Origin of the sequence: Euzebya sp. (assembly GCF_964222135.1) — a bacterium.
In the GTDB taxonomy this organism is placed as follows: Bacteria; Actinomycetota; Nitriliruptoria; order Euzebyales; family Euzebyaceae; genus Euzebya.
Genome location: NZ_CAXQBR010000045.1, coordinates 96,682 through 111,984, shown reverse-complemented (window position 1 = coordinate 111,984; position 15,303 = coordinate 96,682). Strand labels below are relative to the sequence as shown.

The following is a 15,303-nucleotide window of genomic DNA, read 5'->3' as shown; positions in this document are numbered from 1 at the left end:
CCACTCCGGCCGGATCCCGCCGCGGGCTACGGCTCGAACGGCACGTCCAGCGGGCCGGGCGCGAGCTCGAACTGGTGGGTCGCGGCCAGGCGCAGCTCGACGGCGGTCGGCCACGCGTTGGCGGTGCAGCCGCGGAGCGTGCCGCTCTGCTGCTCCATCACCGGCGCGACCGCACCCGGTGTGGTGCAGCGGAGGTGGTGCATGCCGAGGAGGTGACCGACCTCGTGGTTGATCAGCATGGTGCGGTAGGTGGCCAGGCCACCGGCCCCGAGATCCGGCCAGTGCGGGACGGCCTCACGCCACCGGATGGCGTTCAGGACCACGCGAGCGCCGATCTGGCACGAGAACTCCTCGCCGACGTCGTAGGGCTCGCACAGCCGCTGCGCGTCCGGCCCCTCGGCCAGGACGATCACGTGCGGCGCGTCCGGTTCGAGGACGAAGTCGAAGCCGGCCTGCTGCCAGCCGCGGGGGTCCTCGAGGACGGCCGGGATGACCTCGAGCGCATCGGCCACGGCGGGGTCGGTCGTGGCCAGCTCGATGCGGTACGGGATCACCACGACCGCGTCCGCGGGCTCCGCGGCCGAGGGCTCCACGGTGGGCGCGGGGGTGGGCGGCACGGTGGGCGCGGGTGTGGCGGTGGCTGACGAGACGGCCGCGACGCTCGGGCGTGCCCCCACGCCGCCGGTGCGCTCGGGCCCCACACGGCCGCCGTCCACGACGCCGGCCCACCCGATCACCGCGAGCGCGATGACGGCGACGGCGAGGAGCCGTGGCGGACGTCCCATCACGTCCAGCTTGCCGCATCACCGCCACGACCTGCGCCGTTGTGGTTCACCCGGCGTCGAACCTGCCGATCAGAGCCGTGATGGCCGTCACGCCAGATCGTGATCGCGGAGCCCTCCCGGCGCTCCGGCGACTCGCCGCGCCCCTCGTGGTCTTCCTCCTCGTCGGGGTGCTCTCGCTGCTGGCCGCCCACCGCATCGCCGTGCGCGACCGTGAGGCGATGCTCGACCGCGACCTGGCCGAGCAGGTCGGTGTGACCGAGGCGCGCATCGAGCGGTTCGGCAGCCTGGTCGCCGGCGCGGCAGCGCACTACTCCCAGACCCGCCACGACCCGGCGATGGTCACCGACACCGAGCTGCAGCGGTACATGCGCTCGGTCGGGGCGGACGAGCGGTACGACGACCTCCCCCACGGCCTCACCTACATCGCCCGCGTCCGCGAGGACCAGGTCGAGTCCTACGAGTTCCGCCGGCAGATGGGCCGGCCCCGCTTCGAGGTGCAGGACGGTCCGTTCCGGGTCCACCAGGCGATCATCTGGGCCCAGTCGGCCGACGTGGGGGCGCACGGCGCCCGGCTGGACGTCGACCCGGAGCGGGCGACGGTGCTCGAGGAGTCCCTGCGCCTCGACGAGGTGATGATGACCCCGCCGGTCCGGGGCATCGTCGACGGCGCCCGCGTCGTCAACATCTACGGGCCGATCATCAGCCGCAGCGGCGAGGGCCTGGGGTGGATCGGCACGCGCGTCGCCGTCGACCAGGTCGTGGCAGCCAGCGACGGCGAGGCGGCGCTGACCATCACCGACCACAACCTGCCGGTGATCGGCGAGGCGGTGCCGGAGGGGCACCTGCAGCGGACCGCCACCTTGGAGGCGATGGGGCGCACCTGGCAGATCGTCGACCACGCACCGACCCCGTTCGTGGGAGGGGCCGCGCTGGTGATCTGCGGGCTCCTCGCCCTGTCGGCGGCGCTGGCGGTCGCGGTGGTCCAGCAGAGCCGCCGGCGGCTGGTGTCCGACGCCGACTCCGTCCGCCGGGACCGCGACCGCTACGCGATGTTCATCGACACGATGCTGGCCACGGTGGGGGTGGGCATCATCGCCTGCGACGACCGCGGGCAGATCGTCGTCGTGAACGACGCGGCGGTGCAGATGAACGGGGGCGTGGCACCCACCGGCACGCCCGACGCCTGGCTGCAGGCCGACACGCTCAGAGACCTGGACGGGGACCCCCTCGAGCTCGAGCGCATGCCGCTGTTCCGGGCGCTGCGCGGGGAGGACGTGCACGACGAGGAGGTCGTGGTCGACGACGGCGGTGGTCCGCGCACCTACCTCGTGCAGGCCAAGCCGCTGCACGGCGACGCGCAGCGCGTCGCCGGTGCCGTGCTGGCGATGAACGACATCACCGACCGCAAGGCCGCGGAGGCCGAGACCAGCCGCCAGGCCCTGCGCGACGACCTGACGGGTCTGGCGAACCGCCGACGGCTGACGGTCGACCTGGCCGCAGCGCTGGCCGACCACCGCGACGGCGGCAGGGACGTCACCCTGCTGTTCATGGACCTCGACCGGTTCAAGCTGGTGAACGACACCAACGGCCACCACCGGGGCGACCACATGCTGGTCGAGATCGCTCGCCACCTGGAGGAGGCGGTCCACGACGGTGACGTCGCCGCCCGCATGGGTGGTGACGAGTTCGTCATCCTCTGCCGCCACGCGACCTCGACCGCCGAGGCCCGCGCGCTGGCCCACCGCATCACCGCGGCGGTGCAGCCGGCGCTCGTCGTCGAGGGGGCGCAGCCGGTCCGCACCGGCGCGAGCATCGGCGTGGTCCGCCCCGATCGCGGGGCCGACGTCGAGGACGTGCTGCGCCAGGCCGACCTGGCGATGTACGAGGCCAAGCGGGACAGCGGGTCCGCCATCCGGGTGTACGAGCCGCGCCTGGACCAGGACGCGGTCATCGAGTTCGCGACGGAGTCCGCGCTGCGCGTGGCCGTCGCCGACCGCACCCTCGACCTCGTCTTCCAGCCGATCACCACGATCCCCGGGGGGCAGGTCGAGGCCGTCGAGGCGCTCGTGCGCTGGCACCACGGCGGGCTCGTCCTGACGCCGGCGTCGTTCCTCCCCCTGGCGGACGAGGCCGCCCTGACCCCGGAGATCGACCTGCTGGTCCTCGACCTCGCGTGTCGCGCGGTCGCCGCGGCGCCGTCGCGCCCGTCGGTCCACGTGAACCTCGCGAGCCGGACGCTGGCGCGCCCGGACCTCATGCGGCAGGTGGCCTTGACCCTCGCCCGCCACGACCTGGCGCCGGAGCGCCTCTGCCTCGAGGTCGGCGAGACCGTCCTGGACGGTGGGGCACCCGACGTCGTCGAGACCCTGCGGGGGCTGTCGGCGACGGGCGTCCGGTTGGCCCTCGACGACTTCGGCGTGCGCACCGCGTCCCTCAGCCACCTGCGGGGGATGCCGCTCGACGTCGTCAAGGTGCACCGGAGCGTCGTCGCGGGGTTCGGCAGCGACGACGCCGACGAAGCCCTGGCCGCGGCCGCGGTCCGCGTGGCGGCCAGCCGAGGTGTGCGGACGGTCGCGGCCGGGATCGAGACCGAGGCGCAGATGCGCGCGGCGGCCCGGATCGGCTGCGACCTCGCGCAGGGCTTCCTGGTCGGACGGCCCGGCCCGCTGCCGGCCCCGGCCAGCGCGACCCCCCTCCCCGCGACGGCCTGACCGGGGATCGGGTCCGGACCGGTCGGCGGATCACCGACGCGGGTCAGCTCCGGGGCTCGCTCCCCCGGCGGCGCCGGCGGGCGCGGAGGCGCGGGAGGGGCCCGCTTCGGGTGGTGCGACGGGTGACCGCGTCGAGGTCGGCTGCGCGCTGCCGGGCCATCTCGTAGGACAGGGCTTGCATGGTGCGCTCCTCGGTACGATGGTGCTGTAAGGGTCTTGTGCCTCTGATGGTGGTTACACCGTACGCGTTAGGAGTAAGGACTTCAAGTGGATTTCGGGTATTACGGCGACGTCGGGTTCGAGCTGGCGAACCTCGAGCCCTACGACGAGCCGGGCGACGATGCGCTGCGGGCCTTCGTCGGCCGCCACTTCCCCGGGTGGCTCGACGACCTGGTCGACGCGGACCTCGTGGCCCTGCGGGCGGTCCACGTCGAGCTCCGGGAGGCGCTGGCGGACGACGACGACGCCTCGGCCGTCGAACGGCTCAACGCGCTCCTCGCCGCCCACCCGGTCAGCCCCCAGATCTCGGGCCACGCCGCGGCGGCGGACGGCGAGCCCCACTGGCACCTCCACCTCACCCGAGAGGGGGTGGCGGTCGCCGAGCGGGTCACGTCCGTGGCGCTCGTCGGCCTGGTGGCGACGCTGCTCGACGCCGGCCTCGACCGCCGTGGGGTGTGCGCCCACGACCGGTGCGCCGACCTCTACCTCGACCTCTCCCCCGGCCGCACGCGCCGCTACTGCTCCGAGACCTGCGCCAACCGCGCGAACGTGGCCGCCTGGCGCGCCCGGAAGCGGGCAGAGGAGGGGCGGGGGTGACGCCGACGGCCGGTCCCGCGGGGGTCAGGCCTGCACGATCGGCGGCGGCGTGCCCCAGCCGGCGGGCTGCCCGCCACGCGGGTCGTAGCCGAACGCCTGCACCAGGCTGATGCCGAACTCCCGCAGCGTCGCCTCGGTCTGGGCGTCGATCGCCTGCCCGGACGGGGCGCCGATCGCCACCTTCGACGGATCAGCCGGGTCGTACCAGGCCGGCCACAGCAGCCCTGGCCGCGGGGGGATCGCCGCGTACCCGATCGTCATGGCCTTCTGGTGGCCGAACGGCGCGCTGCCGTCGAGGGGTCGGATGAGGTAGTCGACGCGGACCTGGGGCTGGTTGTTGATGTAGACGCCGGTCTGGCGTGCCCCCTGCACGTGCGCGACGGCCCGCTGGCCCGTCGCGACGAGGTGGGCGGCCTGCTTCGCCTTCGCCCGGCCGCGCAGGACGAACGCGCCGAGCAGGAGGGGGCCCGCCAGGACGCTGAGGGCGATGAACGCCGCCCACCCGAGCGTCGAGCCGGTCAGCTCCACCCCGTTGCCGAGGGCGAGGACGAGGGCCGTCACCAGACCGACCGGCGGGGCCACGAACCAGGTCCGGGGTCCCCAGGTGAACGCCGACACGATGAACAGCACGAAGCCGGCGCCCATCGCCCCGAGCGCGGCCGTGGGCGGCGCGCACCCCGCGAAGCAGCGCTCGAGGGACGCGGAGTCGATCACCTCGGTGATCCCGTAGGCGAACGATGCGCCCGCCACCGCGCTCAGGACGACGCCGACGACGGTCTTCACTGGACCCACCTCGCACGCCGGTTGTCGGGGGTCGGGAGCCGGCGTGGTGCTGCGCACTCAACCACGCCGGCGGTGTCACGTCGACGACATTTCGGTGACGTCGCCTAGCGCTGCAGCCAGCTCATCATCGACCGCAGCTCGCGGCCGACGTGCTCGATCTGGTGCTCGGCGCCCCGTCGGCGCATCGCCTTGAACGACGCCTGGTTCGCCTGGTTCTCGAGGATCCAGTCACGGGCGAACGTGCCGTCCTGGATCCGGCCGAGGATGCCGCGCATCCGCTCCTTGGTGTCCTCGTCGACCACCACGGGACCGGAGACGTAGTCGCCGTACTCGGCGGTCTCCGACACCGAGTACCGCATCCCGGCGAGGCCGCCCTCGTACATCAGGTCGACGATCAGCTTGAGCTCGTGCAGGCACTCGAAGTAGGCGACCTCCGGCTGGTACCCGGCCTCGACCAGGACCTCGAAGCCGGTCTGGACCAGCGCCGACGCGCCGCCGCAGAGGACGGCCTGCTCACCGAAGAGGTCGGTCTCGGTCTCCTCCTCGAAGGTGGTCTCGATCGCGCCGGCCCGGGTCCCGCCGATGCCCTTCGCGTAGGCCAGGGCGAGGTCGCGAGCGCTGCCGGTCGCGTCCTGGTGGACGGCGAACAGGCACGGCACGCCCGCACCCTCCGTGTAGACGCGGCGGACGAGGTGGCCGGGGCCCTTCGGGGCGACCATGCAGACGTCGACGTCGGGCGGCGGCTCGATCTGGTGGTAGTGGATGTTGAAGCCGTGGGCGAAGAACAGGGCGTTGCCGGCCTCGAGGCCCGGGAAGATCTCGTCGTGGTACAGCCGTGCCTGGGTCTGGTCGGGCACCAGGATCATCACGACGTCCGCCTGCTTGGCGGCGTCGGCCACGCTGGCCACCGACAGGCCGGCCTCCTCGGCGTCCTGGCGGCTCGACGAGCCCTCGTACAGCCCGACGACGACGGAGACGCCGCTCTCGGCGAGGTTGCGGGCGTGGGCGTGGCCCTGTGAGCCGTAGCCGATGATCGCGACGGTCTTGTGGCTGAGGAGGTCGAGGGACGCGTCGTCGTCGTAGTACATGGTGGGCATCGCGGTTGGTCCTGTTCGCTGGGTTCGGTGGGTGGTGTGGGTGGCTGGGGTCCTCAGATCGCGCCGGACCTCGGCGTCAGCCGAGGCAGGCCCCGATCGTGCGCCGCTACGCGCTGCGCTCGAGGCGGAGCGCCCGTCCTTCGGTGATCGACTTGGCCCCCCGGCCGACGGCGATGAGGCCGGAGCGGACCAGCTCGCGCACCCCGTAGGGGCTGAGCAGGCGCAGCATCGCCTCGAGCTTGTCGGTCGCGCCGGTCGCCTCGACCACGACCGAGTCGTGGTCGACGTCGACGATCTTGGCGCGGAACACGTTGGCGATCTCGATGATCTGGGCGCGGACGCCCGGCTCGGCGGCGACCTTCACGAGCCACAGCTCGCGGTCGACCGACGACTCCTCCTCGAGCTCGACGATCTTCAGCACGTTGACGAGCTTGTTGAGCTGCTTGGTGACCTGCTCGAGCGGCTGCGCCGCCGCGTCGACGACGATGGTCATGCGCGACACGTCGGCGACCTCGGTCGGGCCGACGGCGAGGCTCTCGATGTTGAACCCGCGCCGGCTGAACAGCCCGGCGACGCGGGCCAGGACGCCGGGGCGGTTCTCCACCAGGACGCTGAGGGTGTGCTTGGCCATGGGGTCTGGTCCTCTGCGGAGGGGTGCTGGCCGGGCAGGCGCTAGCTCGGCGGGCCGGCGGAGGTGAGGTCCTCGCCCTCACCGCGTTCCGCGGCCTGCTTGCGGGCCACCCAGTCCTCCATGGACTCGATGATCGAGTCGTTCGACTGGCCGGCGGGGATCATCGGGAACACCTTCTCCTCGGGGTCGACCCGGAAGTCGATGACCACGGGCCGGTCCCGCACGGCGAAGGCCTTCTCGAGCGTCGGCTCGAGCTCGGCGACGGTGGAGACGCGGAACCCCTCACAGCCCATCGCCTCAGCCAGCTTCACGAGGTCGGGCACGTCCTGGCCCAGGTCGATCGAGGAGAAGCGGCGGTCGTAGAACAGCTCCTGCCACTGGCGGACCATGCCGAGGACGCCGTTGTTGAGGACGGTGAAGATGACCGGGATCCCCTCGGTGGAGGCGGTGGCCAGCTCCTGCAGGGTCATCTGGAACGACCCGTCCCCGTCGATGAGGATGACCTGCGCATCGGGCCGTCCGGCCTTCGCGCCGATCGACGCGGGGACGCCGAAGCCCATCGTCCCGAGGCCACCGGAGTTGATCCACTGGCGGGACCGGTCGTAGGTGATCAGCTGGCTGGCCCACATCTGGTGCTGGCCGACGCCGGTGACGATGATCGAGTCCTCCGCCCGTGCCGCGTCGATCGCGCGCACCACGGTCTGGGGCTTGAGGGGGCCGTCGGGCTCCTGGACGTGGCGGAGGGGGTGATCGGCCTTCCATCCGCGCAGGGTGTCCCACCACGCCGACAGGTCGGCCTGGGTCGCACCGCCGTCGAGCAGCTTGCCGAGGGCCTCGACGAGCTGGCCGAGGACGGTCCCGACGTCCCCGACGATCGGCACGTCGACGAGCTTGTTCTTGCCGATCTCGGCCGGGTCGACGTCGACGTGGATCACCTTGGCGTGCGGCGCGAAGGCGTCGAGCTTGCCGGTGACCCGGTCGTCGAAGCGGGTGCCGAGGCCGATCAGCAGGTCGGCCCGCTGCAGCGCGGTGACGGCGGTCCAGTGGCCGTGCATGCCTGGCATGCCGAGGTGCTGTGCGTGGCTGTCGGGGAACGCGCCGCGCGCCATCAGGGTGGTGACGACGGGCAGCTCGAGGAGCTCGGCGAACTGCGCGAGCACCTCCTCGGCACCGGAGGCGATGATCCCGCCGCCGGCGTAGATGACCGGCCGCTCAGCGGCGAGGATCGCGTCCGCCGCCTCGCGGACCATCTTCGAGTGGCCGCGGACCGTCGGCTTGTAGCCCGGCAGGGAGACCCGCTCGGGCCACTCGAACCGGGTGAGGGTGGCGGCCAGGACGTCCTTCGGGATGTCGATCAGGACGGGGCCCGTGCGGCCGGTGGAGGCGATGTGGAACGCCTCGGCGATCGCGCCCGGGATGCGGTCGGGGCTCGACACCATCTCGTTGTGCTTGGTGACCGGCATGGTGATGCCGGTGATGTCGGCCTCCTGGAAGGCGTCGCCGCCCACCGCCGAGGTCGCCACCTGCCCGGTGATCGCCACGATCGGGACGGAGTCCATCATCGCGTCGGCCAGCGGCGTGACGAGGTTGGTCCCGCCGGGGCCGGAGGTCGCGATGCAGACGCCCACGCGGCCGGTGGCGTGCGCGTACCCCTCCGCCATGTGCCCCGCCCCCTGCTCGTGGCGGGCCAGCACGTGGCGGATCGACGACCCGAGCATCGGGTCGTACGCCGGCAGGATCGCCCCGCCGGGGTGGCCGAAGACGACCTCCACGCCGGCGCGCTCCAGGGACGTGATGACCGCCTGCGCTCCTGTCATCTCCATGTGATCGATCCTCCTCGGCGGGGTCCTGTGAGGGATCCCGGTTCCGCCCCGTATACGCCGACGACCTCCCGGTCCGGGAGGTCGCGTCTGATCCGTGGTCGTGTGTGCGGGGTCACACACCGAGGGCAGGGCCAGACGCCCGGGCTACTACGAGGATGCCGTAGGACCGGGTGCCGTACCCAACCACGCGATGCGTCACGGCCTCCAGTCTGCGCGCCGGGGCGCGTCAGATCAACCCGTCGGAGGGGACCCGGCCGGATGGCCCAGCGGAGACAGTGGTGGACGCCGTGGTCGCGGCTGGTACCGTGGGCTCAACGCGGGGATGGAGGGCCACAGACGGGGTTCACCTGCACCGCTGCAGACAGCCAGACCTACCACGACACACCATGCGTAGCGCGGGTTCCCGCCCCCTCGCTGCGCAACGGTGTGTCGGTCTGGTTTTGGGACTTCGTCGCCCGGTCGCCCCCGACCGCTGCACGATGTGCACTTGGGCCACGTGGAGGGCCCTGCTGCACATCCAGGCCGGGCGGTTGCTGCGCGCTCAGCGCGGGCGCGCGTAGTGGGTCGGCCCGACCAGGCAGGCGACCTGTGCGGGGTCGTCGACCTTCAGGTCCAGCACGCGGGCGGCGGCCTCGACCACCCGTGATCGCGGGAGGGTCCCGTCCTCCAGCGCGGCGAGCAGGTGGGAGTGGACGGGGCCGGCGGCGCCGGTCGAGCCGACCAGGACCAGGTCCACGCCCGCCGTGATCGCCGTCAGCGCGGCGGTCGGCTGGTCGGCGACGGCGGCGACGGCCTGCATCGACAGGTCGTCGGTCATCACGACGCCGTCGTAGGGCCGACCGTCGGTCCCGAGCTGGGTCCTGACGAACTCGACCGCGTCGGGGCTCAGCCCGAACGGCCGGTCGGGATCGATCGCGGGGACCACGAGGTGGCTCATCATCACCGCGTCGAGGTGGTCGATCGCCCGGCGGTAGGGCGCGAGGTGGACCGCGGCCAGGGCCTCGACGCTGACGTCGACGGTGGCGCTGGCCGTGTGGGTGTCGGTCGTGGTCAACCCGTGGTCGGGCAGGTGCTTGCCGGTCGTGGCGATGGCGCCGTCACCCATGCCGGCGGCGAACGCGCGCACGTAGGCGCCGGCGGTCGCGGGGTCGGCGGAGAAGGACCGGTCGCCCACGATCGTCGTGGCCGGGTCGTCCGACAGGTCCGCGACCGGCGCGAGGTTCAGGTCGACCCCCATCGACGCGAGCTGCTGGGCCAGGCCGGCGGCAGCCGCCCGGACCTGCTCGGGGGTCTGCGTCGCGGCCTGGTCGCGGGCGGACGGGAGGTGCGCGGTCACGCCGGCACGGCCGAACCGGGCGACCCGTCCACCCTCCTCGTCGACGGCGACCAGCGGCGCCACCCCGTCGGGCGCGGCCTCGTCGAGGTCCTGCACCAGCGCCCGCACCTGGTCCGCGGACTCGATCGCCGCGCCGAACAGCACCGCGGTCCCGGCGTGGTCGGCGACCATCGCCCGCACCTCGGGCGTCGCCGTCGTGGTCCGCACCGGCGCCCCGATCAGCTGGGCGACGAGCCGGGCGTCCGAGAGCCGCGCGCAGCCGGCGGCGGGGGCGGGGGAGGTGGCGGGAGCGGGGGTGGCCAGCGTCACGCAGAGGACGGCCAGCACCCCCAGGACTGCGGCAGGACGGCGGCGAGACGGCACCCGGCCACCGTAGGTCGCCGTGCCGGTGAGCTCTCACCCACGAACTCCCAGATCTGGGCCGCAGCTCCGCCGGCGGCACCGAAGCTCAGATCCAAGGTCACGCTCCGGCCCACGAACTCCCAGATCTGGGCCGCAGCTCCGCCGGCGTCACCAGAACCCAGATCTGGGTTCAGCAGACCGGTGCTACTCGACCTCCCGCAGGACGGACGGGTGGAGCTCGGTCACCGACTCCGTTCCCACGGCCCAGGTCGCGATGCGGAGCTGGTCGACGAGGACGCCGAGGGCCTCCGCCGCGGGTTCGGGTCCCTCCGCCGCGGCGGGCAGCAGCCGGCGGCCGAACCCGGCCAGGTCCGCGCCCAGGGCGAGGCACTTCACCGCGTCGACGCCGTCGGCCAGGCCTCCCGAGGCGATCACGGTCAGCGGGCGGCCCGCGGTCCGAGCGGCCACGGCGGCGCGCAGCGACTCGACGGTGGACCACCCCCACCCGGCGAAGGCCGAGGCGACCCGACCGGCCCGGTCGTCGCGGTGGCCCTCGACCGTGGCCCAGTTCGTCCCGCCCGCGCCGGCCACGTCGATCCCGGCCACACCGGCCGCGAGCAGCTCTGCGACGTCCGCCGGCGCCAGCCCGAACCCGACCTCCTTCGCGACCACCGGCACGCCGACGCCGGCGACCACCTCGGCGATCCGCTCGGCCACGCCGCCGAAGTCGGTGTCGCCGCCGGGTTGCACCGCCTCCTGGACCGGGTTGAGGTGCAGGACCAGCACGTCGGCGCCGGTGCGGTCGACCAGCTCGACGCACCCGTCGACGCCGACCTCGGCCAGCTGGACCGCGCCGAGGTTCGCGAGCAGCGGCACGTCCGGCGCGACCTCCCGGACCGCGAAGGAGCCCGCGTCCCCGCCCTCGAGCAGGATCCGCCCCGAGCCCAGGCCCACCGCGACGTGGTGCCGCTGCGCGGCGGTCGCGAGCGCGACGTTCACCCGACCGGCCTCGCTGGTCCCGCCGGTCATGCAGCTGACCAGCAGCGGCGCGGCGAGCTCCCGCCCGAACGCGGTCACCGCGGTGGACACCTCGTCGAGCGCCCGTCCCGGCAGGGCCCGGGCGTTCAGGCGCAGCCGCTCCAACCCGGTGGTGATGCCGATGTGGCCGACGTCCTCGTCGAGGGCGACCCGCAGGTGGTCGGCCTTCCGGCGCGCGGTGGCGTCGTCCACCCTCAGCCAGCCGGGCGCAGCAGCTCGTGGGCCACGACGGTCGCCTTCTGCCACGTCGGCACGACCGCCCGGTCCCGGAAGACCTGGTAGTCGCTCGCCTCGACGCGGTCGAGGATCCCGGCGTAGAGCCGGTGGGCGGTCCTGATGCACCGCGCGCTCGCGGGCGGCAGCATCGCCCAGCCGTCCTCGGCCCTGCGGTACAGCGCGCGGGTGCGGGCGATCTCGAAGGCGAGCAGGCGGCGCAGCTCCGGGCCGACCTGCCGGCTCCGGAGGTGCGCCTCGGTCACCCCGAAGCGATCCAGGTCCTCGAGCGGCAGGTAGATGCGGCCGCGGGCGTGGTCCTCGGCGACGTCGCGGATGAAGTTGGTCAGCTGGAAGGCGATGCCGAGCTGCATGGCCGGCCGGCGGGCCTCGGGGGTCAGCGGCTCGAGGACCGGCAGGGTCATCGTGCCGATCACCGCGGCCGATCCGTGGACGTAGACGGCCAGGTCGTCGTAGGTCTCGTACCGGGTCACGGTCAGGTCCATCGCCATCGAGCGGAGGAACGCCTCGACGTCGGCGTGGTCGACCGCCATCACCTGCATCGTGTGCACGACCGCCTTGCCGACCGGGTCGTCCGACCGCCCGGCCCGGAGGTCGGCGAGGAACGCGTCGCTCCAGGACTCGAGCGCCCGGCGGCGCTCGGCCGGCGTCCAGGCCAGGTCGAGGTGGTCGACCAGGTCGTCGGCGTAGCGGGCGAAGGCGTACAGGGCGTGGACGTGCGGCCGCTTGTCGGGGGGCAGCAGCCGCGTCGCCGCGTAGTACGTCCGGCCGTGGGCGGCGTTGATCCGCCGGCAGATCTCGTACGAGGTCGCGAGGTCGACCACCCGCCCGTCGCGGCCGCCGAGGACCGCGTCGACGATGGCAGTCGAGGGGGAGGGGTGGGCGTACCCGCCCGCGACCGCCGGCCCACCGCCCTGTCCGATGACCGTCGGCGCGCTCACCGCCTGTCCTCGAGTTGCTGGGCGACCCGCTCCGCGGCCAGGCGGCCGGACACGAGCACCATCGGCACGCCCACGCCGGGGGTCGTGGACGACCCGACGAAGACCACGCCGTCGACCGTCGGCGCGACGTTGGCGGGGCGGAACGGACCGGTCTGGCGGAAGTGGTGGCTGGCCGCGAACGGGGTGCCCGCCGCCATGCCCTGGTCCGCCCAGTCCTGCGGGGTGACGACCCGGCTCGTGACGACGGACTCGGACACCGGCCCGTACTTCGCGTCCTCCATCCGGCGGATCGCCGCGGCCGCCTCCCGGGGTGCCTGGGTCCGCCAGTCGATCGGCGCGCCACACAGGTTGGGGGCGGGGACCAGCACGAAGCCGACCTCGCCGCCGGGGGGCGCCAGGTCGGGGTCGCTCGCGGTCGGGACGGTCAGGAACCACGACGGGTCCCGCTGCATCCGCCCGGCGAGGATGTCGTCGAACGACGCCTGGTAGTCCTCGGCGAAGTGGATGTTGTGGTGGGCGGCGTCGAGCAGGCGCCGGTCGAGGCCCAGGTGGACCACGACGCAGGACGGCGAGTACCGCAGCCGGCGGACCCGCCGCGGCGTGGCCCAGGCGGGCAGCAGCTCGTCGTAGGCGACCGGCAGGTCGGGGTTGAGGACCACGACGTCGGCGTCGAAGCGGGTGCCGTCGACCAGCTCCACACCGGTCGCCCGCCGCCCGCGGCCCGTGACGCGGGCGACCTCCGCGCCGTAGCGCAGCTCCACGCCGTGGCGTGCCGCGAGGTCCGCCAGGGCGGTGCTCACCGCGTGGACGCCCCCCTTCGCGCTGAACACGCCGGCGACGGCGTCCATGTACGCGATCACGGCGTAGACGCCGAGCGCCTCGTACGGGCTCATGCCCGCGTACATCGACTGGAACGTGAACAGCCGCTGGAGCCGCCAGTCGGTCAGGTGGCTGGCGACCAGGTGGTGGACCCGGCGGAACCCGCCGAGGCGGATCAGCTCGGCCAACTTGGCGGGGCGGACCAGGTCGAGGGGCGAGTCGAAGTTCGCGTCGATGAACGTGTCGTACTCGGCGTGGTACAGCCGCTCGAGGTGGGCGGCGAAGCGGGTGAACCGGTCGGCCTCGGCCGCGCCGATGACCGCCCGCACCTCCTCCCGCATGGCCTCGACCGACCCGCGGATCCGCACCACCGACCCGTCGTGGAACACCGCCCGGTAGGCGGGGTCGAGCCGCTCCACCTCGAGGTGGTCGGCCAGGTCCTCACCGTGCAGGGCGAACAGCTCGGCGACCAGCGCCGGCATGGTCAGCACGCTCGGGCCGGTGTCGAAGGCGAACCCGGCGTCGGTGATCCGCCCCGCCCGACCGCCGGGGATGGCCTCGCGCTCGACGACGGTGACCGCCCGCCCGTCCGCGGCCAGGCGGATGGCGGTGGCCAGTCCGCCGAGTCCGGCACCCACCACGACGACCCGTCCCCCGCCCGTGCGATCCGTCACGTCAGGCACTCCGGTCGATCGCCTCGGCGGCCAGCTCGAGCAGCGCGCTGCGCGCAGGGCCGTCGATCCCGACCAGCGCCGCCTCGGCATCGGCTCGCAGCGCGGACACGCGCCGCTCGACCTCGTCCAGCGCCCCCGTCCCCTCGACGAGCTCGCGGATGGCGTCGACGTCGTCGGCGGTCGCCGCCGGGTCGCCGAGGACGGCGTCGAGGCGGCGACGGCCAGCTGCGCCGGCGAGCTCCCGCGCGCGCAGGACCAGGAGGGTGCGCTTGCCCTCCCGGACGTCCTCGAGGGCGCCCTTGCCGGTCGTGTCGGGGTCGCCCATCAGACCCAGCCCGTCGTCGCGCAGCTGGAACGCCACCCCGATCGCGTCGCCGAAGGCGGACAGCCGCTCGACGAGCTCGGGATCGGGGCGTCCCAGCGCCGCACCCATCTGGAGGGGGCGCGTCACCGTGTAGCGGCCCGACTTGAGCAGCGACACGCGGAGGGAGTCCTCGTCGGTCGCCGTCGGCAGCCCGGACAGGCGCAGGTCGAGGTACTGGCCCGCCATGACCTCGGTCCGGAGGGTCCCGAACACCCGCCGGGCGCGCGTCTTCGCCGCGTCGTCGAGCCGGGCGTCCTCGAACAGCTCGTCGGCCCACACGAACACGATGTCGCCGGCGAGGATCCCGCCGCCGATGCCGAACCAGTCCGGGTCGCCCGTCAGCCCGGCCCTCCGGTGGTGGTCGGCCAGCGCCGCGTGCACGGCGGGGAGGCCACGCCGGGTCGCCGACCGGTCCATGATGTCGTCGTGGATGAGGGCGAAGGTGTGGAGGAGCTCCACCGCCCCGGCGGGCTTCAGCACCTCTTCGTCGAGGTCGGCGGTCGCCGCGCGGTACCCCCACCAGACGAACGCGGGGCGGAGCCGCTTGCCCCCCGCGCGGACGAGGGCGGTCACCGAGTCGGCGACCGGGACCAGGGCATCGTCGAGCGCCGCGAGGTCCGCCGCCCGACCCGCGAGGAACGACTCGAGCACCGCGTCGACGCGGCTCGCCACCTCACCCAGGACCGCACCGCCGGACGGCTCCGCCAGATCGGTGGCGCCGTCGGTCCGTGCGGTCGGGGTCATCGATCGGAATCCAAGGTGGGGGCTGGTCAGGTGGATGACGTCGGGACCGGCGGGGGCGGTCCGGTCTGCAAGCGGTGTCGACATGGTCCCAGGCTCCCCACGAAGAGGACAGGACGAACGTCTGCTAAAACCGTTGGGGTCGGCACGATCGTGGCGTCCGGGGGG

The 15,303-nt window shown here is 73.7% G+C and carries 13 protein-coding genes; 2 read left to right on the top strand and 11 right to left on the bottom strand.

Annotated features, from left to right (window positions below):
• Positions 1-26: 26 nt before the first annotated feature.
• Positions 27-785, bottom strand: coding sequence for a DUF3152 domain-containing protein (locus tag ACEQ2X_RS10625; protein ID WP_370325789.1), 759 nt, complete (start codon positions 783-785; stop codon positions 27-29).
• Between the two features lie 80 nt (positions 786-865).
• On the opposite strand from ACEQ2X_RS10625, the gene ACEQ2X_RS10620 reads away from it, so the two are divergent.
• Entirely contained in the window at positions 866-3,496 is a 2,631-nt protein-coding gene (locus ACEQ2X_RS10620) for an EAL domain-containing protein (RefSeq protein ID WP_370325788.1), read from the top strand.
• Positions 3,497-3,539: 43 nt separating this feature from the next.
• On the opposite strand, the gene ACEQ2X_RS10615 is transcribed toward ACEQ2X_RS10620, so the two are convergent.
• A complete protein-coding gene (locus tag ACEQ2X_RS10615; RefSeq protein ID WP_370325787.1) occupies positions 3,540-3,677 on the bottom strand; it encodes a hypothetical protein in 138 nt (45 codons plus the stop codon).
• Between the two features lie 86 nt (positions 3,678-3,763).
• Between ACEQ2X_RS10615 and ACEQ2X_RS10610 the strand changes: the two genes are divergently transcribed.
• The gene (locus ACEQ2X_RS10610) at positions 3,764-4,312 is read left to right on the top strand and encodes a CGNR zinc finger domain-containing protein (RefSeq protein WP_370325786.1); all 549 of its coding nucleotides are present in this window, start codon (positions 3,764-3,766) and stop codon (positions 4,310-4,312) included.
• Positions 4,313-4,336: 24 nt separating this feature from the next.
• On the opposite strand, the gene ACEQ2X_RS10605 is transcribed toward ACEQ2X_RS10610, so the two are convergent.
• The 9 genes from ACEQ2X_RS10605 to ACEQ2X_RS10565 all read right to left on the bottom strand — a co-directional run bounded on the left by ACEQ2X_RS10605 (position 4,337) and on the right by ACEQ2X_RS10565 (position 15,138).
• Positions 4,337-5,095, bottom strand: a complete 759-nt coding sequence (locus ACEQ2X_RS10605) for a DUF3592 domain-containing protein (protein WP_370325785.1) — start codon at positions 5,093-5,095, stop codon at positions 4,337-4,339.
• A gap of 104 nt (positions 5,096-5,199) precedes the next feature.
• On the bottom strand, positions 5,200-6,192 hold the full coding sequence (gene ilvC / locus ACEQ2X_RS10600) for a ketol-acid reductoisomerase (RefSeq protein WP_370325784.1): 993 nt from the start codon (positions 6,190-6,192) through the stop codon (positions 5,200-5,202).
• 106 nt (positions 6,193-6,298) lie between these two features.
• Positions 6,299-6,823, bottom strand: a complete 525-nt coding sequence (gene ilvN / locus ACEQ2X_RS10595; RefSeq protein ID WP_370325783.1) for an acetolactate synthase small subunit — start codon at positions 6,821-6,823, stop codon at positions 6,299-6,301.
• Positions 6,824-6,864: 41 nt separating this feature from the next.
• Complete coding sequence (locus ACEQ2X_RS10590; protein ID WP_370325782.1) at positions 6,865-8,766, bottom strand: acetolactate synthase large subunit; 1,902 nt, start codon at positions 8,764-8,766, stop codon at positions 6,865-6,867.
• 421 nt (positions 8,767-9,187) lie between these two features.
• On the bottom strand, positions 9,188-10,345 hold the full coding sequence (locus tag ACEQ2X_RS10585) for a glycoside hydrolase family 3 N-terminal domain-containing protein (protein ID WP_370325781.1): 1,158 nt from the start codon (positions 10,343-10,345) through the stop codon (positions 9,188-9,190).
• A 183-nt stretch (positions 10,346-10,528) separates the two neighbouring features.
• The gene (gene fni / locus ACEQ2X_RS10580) at positions 10,529-11,554 is read right to left on the bottom strand and encodes a type 2 isopentenyl-diphosphate Delta-isomerase (RefSeq protein ID WP_370325780.1); all 1,026 of its coding nucleotides are present in this window, start codon (positions 11,552-11,554) and stop codon (positions 10,529-10,531) included.
• 2 nt (positions 11,555-11,556) lie between these two features.
• Complete coding sequence (locus ACEQ2X_RS10575) at positions 11,557-12,537, bottom strand: phytoene/squalene synthase family protein (protein WP_370325779.1); 981 nt, start codon at positions 12,535-12,537, stop codon at positions 11,557-11,559.
• Positions 12,534-14,030: a phytoene desaturase family protein gene (locus ACEQ2X_RS10570; RefSeq protein WP_370325778.1), complete on the bottom strand. Its 1,497-nt coding sequence runs from the start codon at positions 14,028-14,030 to the stop codon at positions 12,534-12,536. Before ACEQ2X_RS10570 ends, ACEQ2X_RS10575 begins: the two co-directional genes overlap by 4 nt.
• A 1-nt stretch (position 14,031) precedes the next feature.
• Complete coding sequence (locus tag ACEQ2X_RS10565; RefSeq protein ID WP_370325777.1) at positions 14,032-15,138, bottom strand: polyprenyl synthetase family protein; 1,107 nt, start codon at positions 15,136-15,138, stop codon at positions 14,032-14,034.
• Positions 15,139-15,303 lie beyond the last annotated feature (165 nt).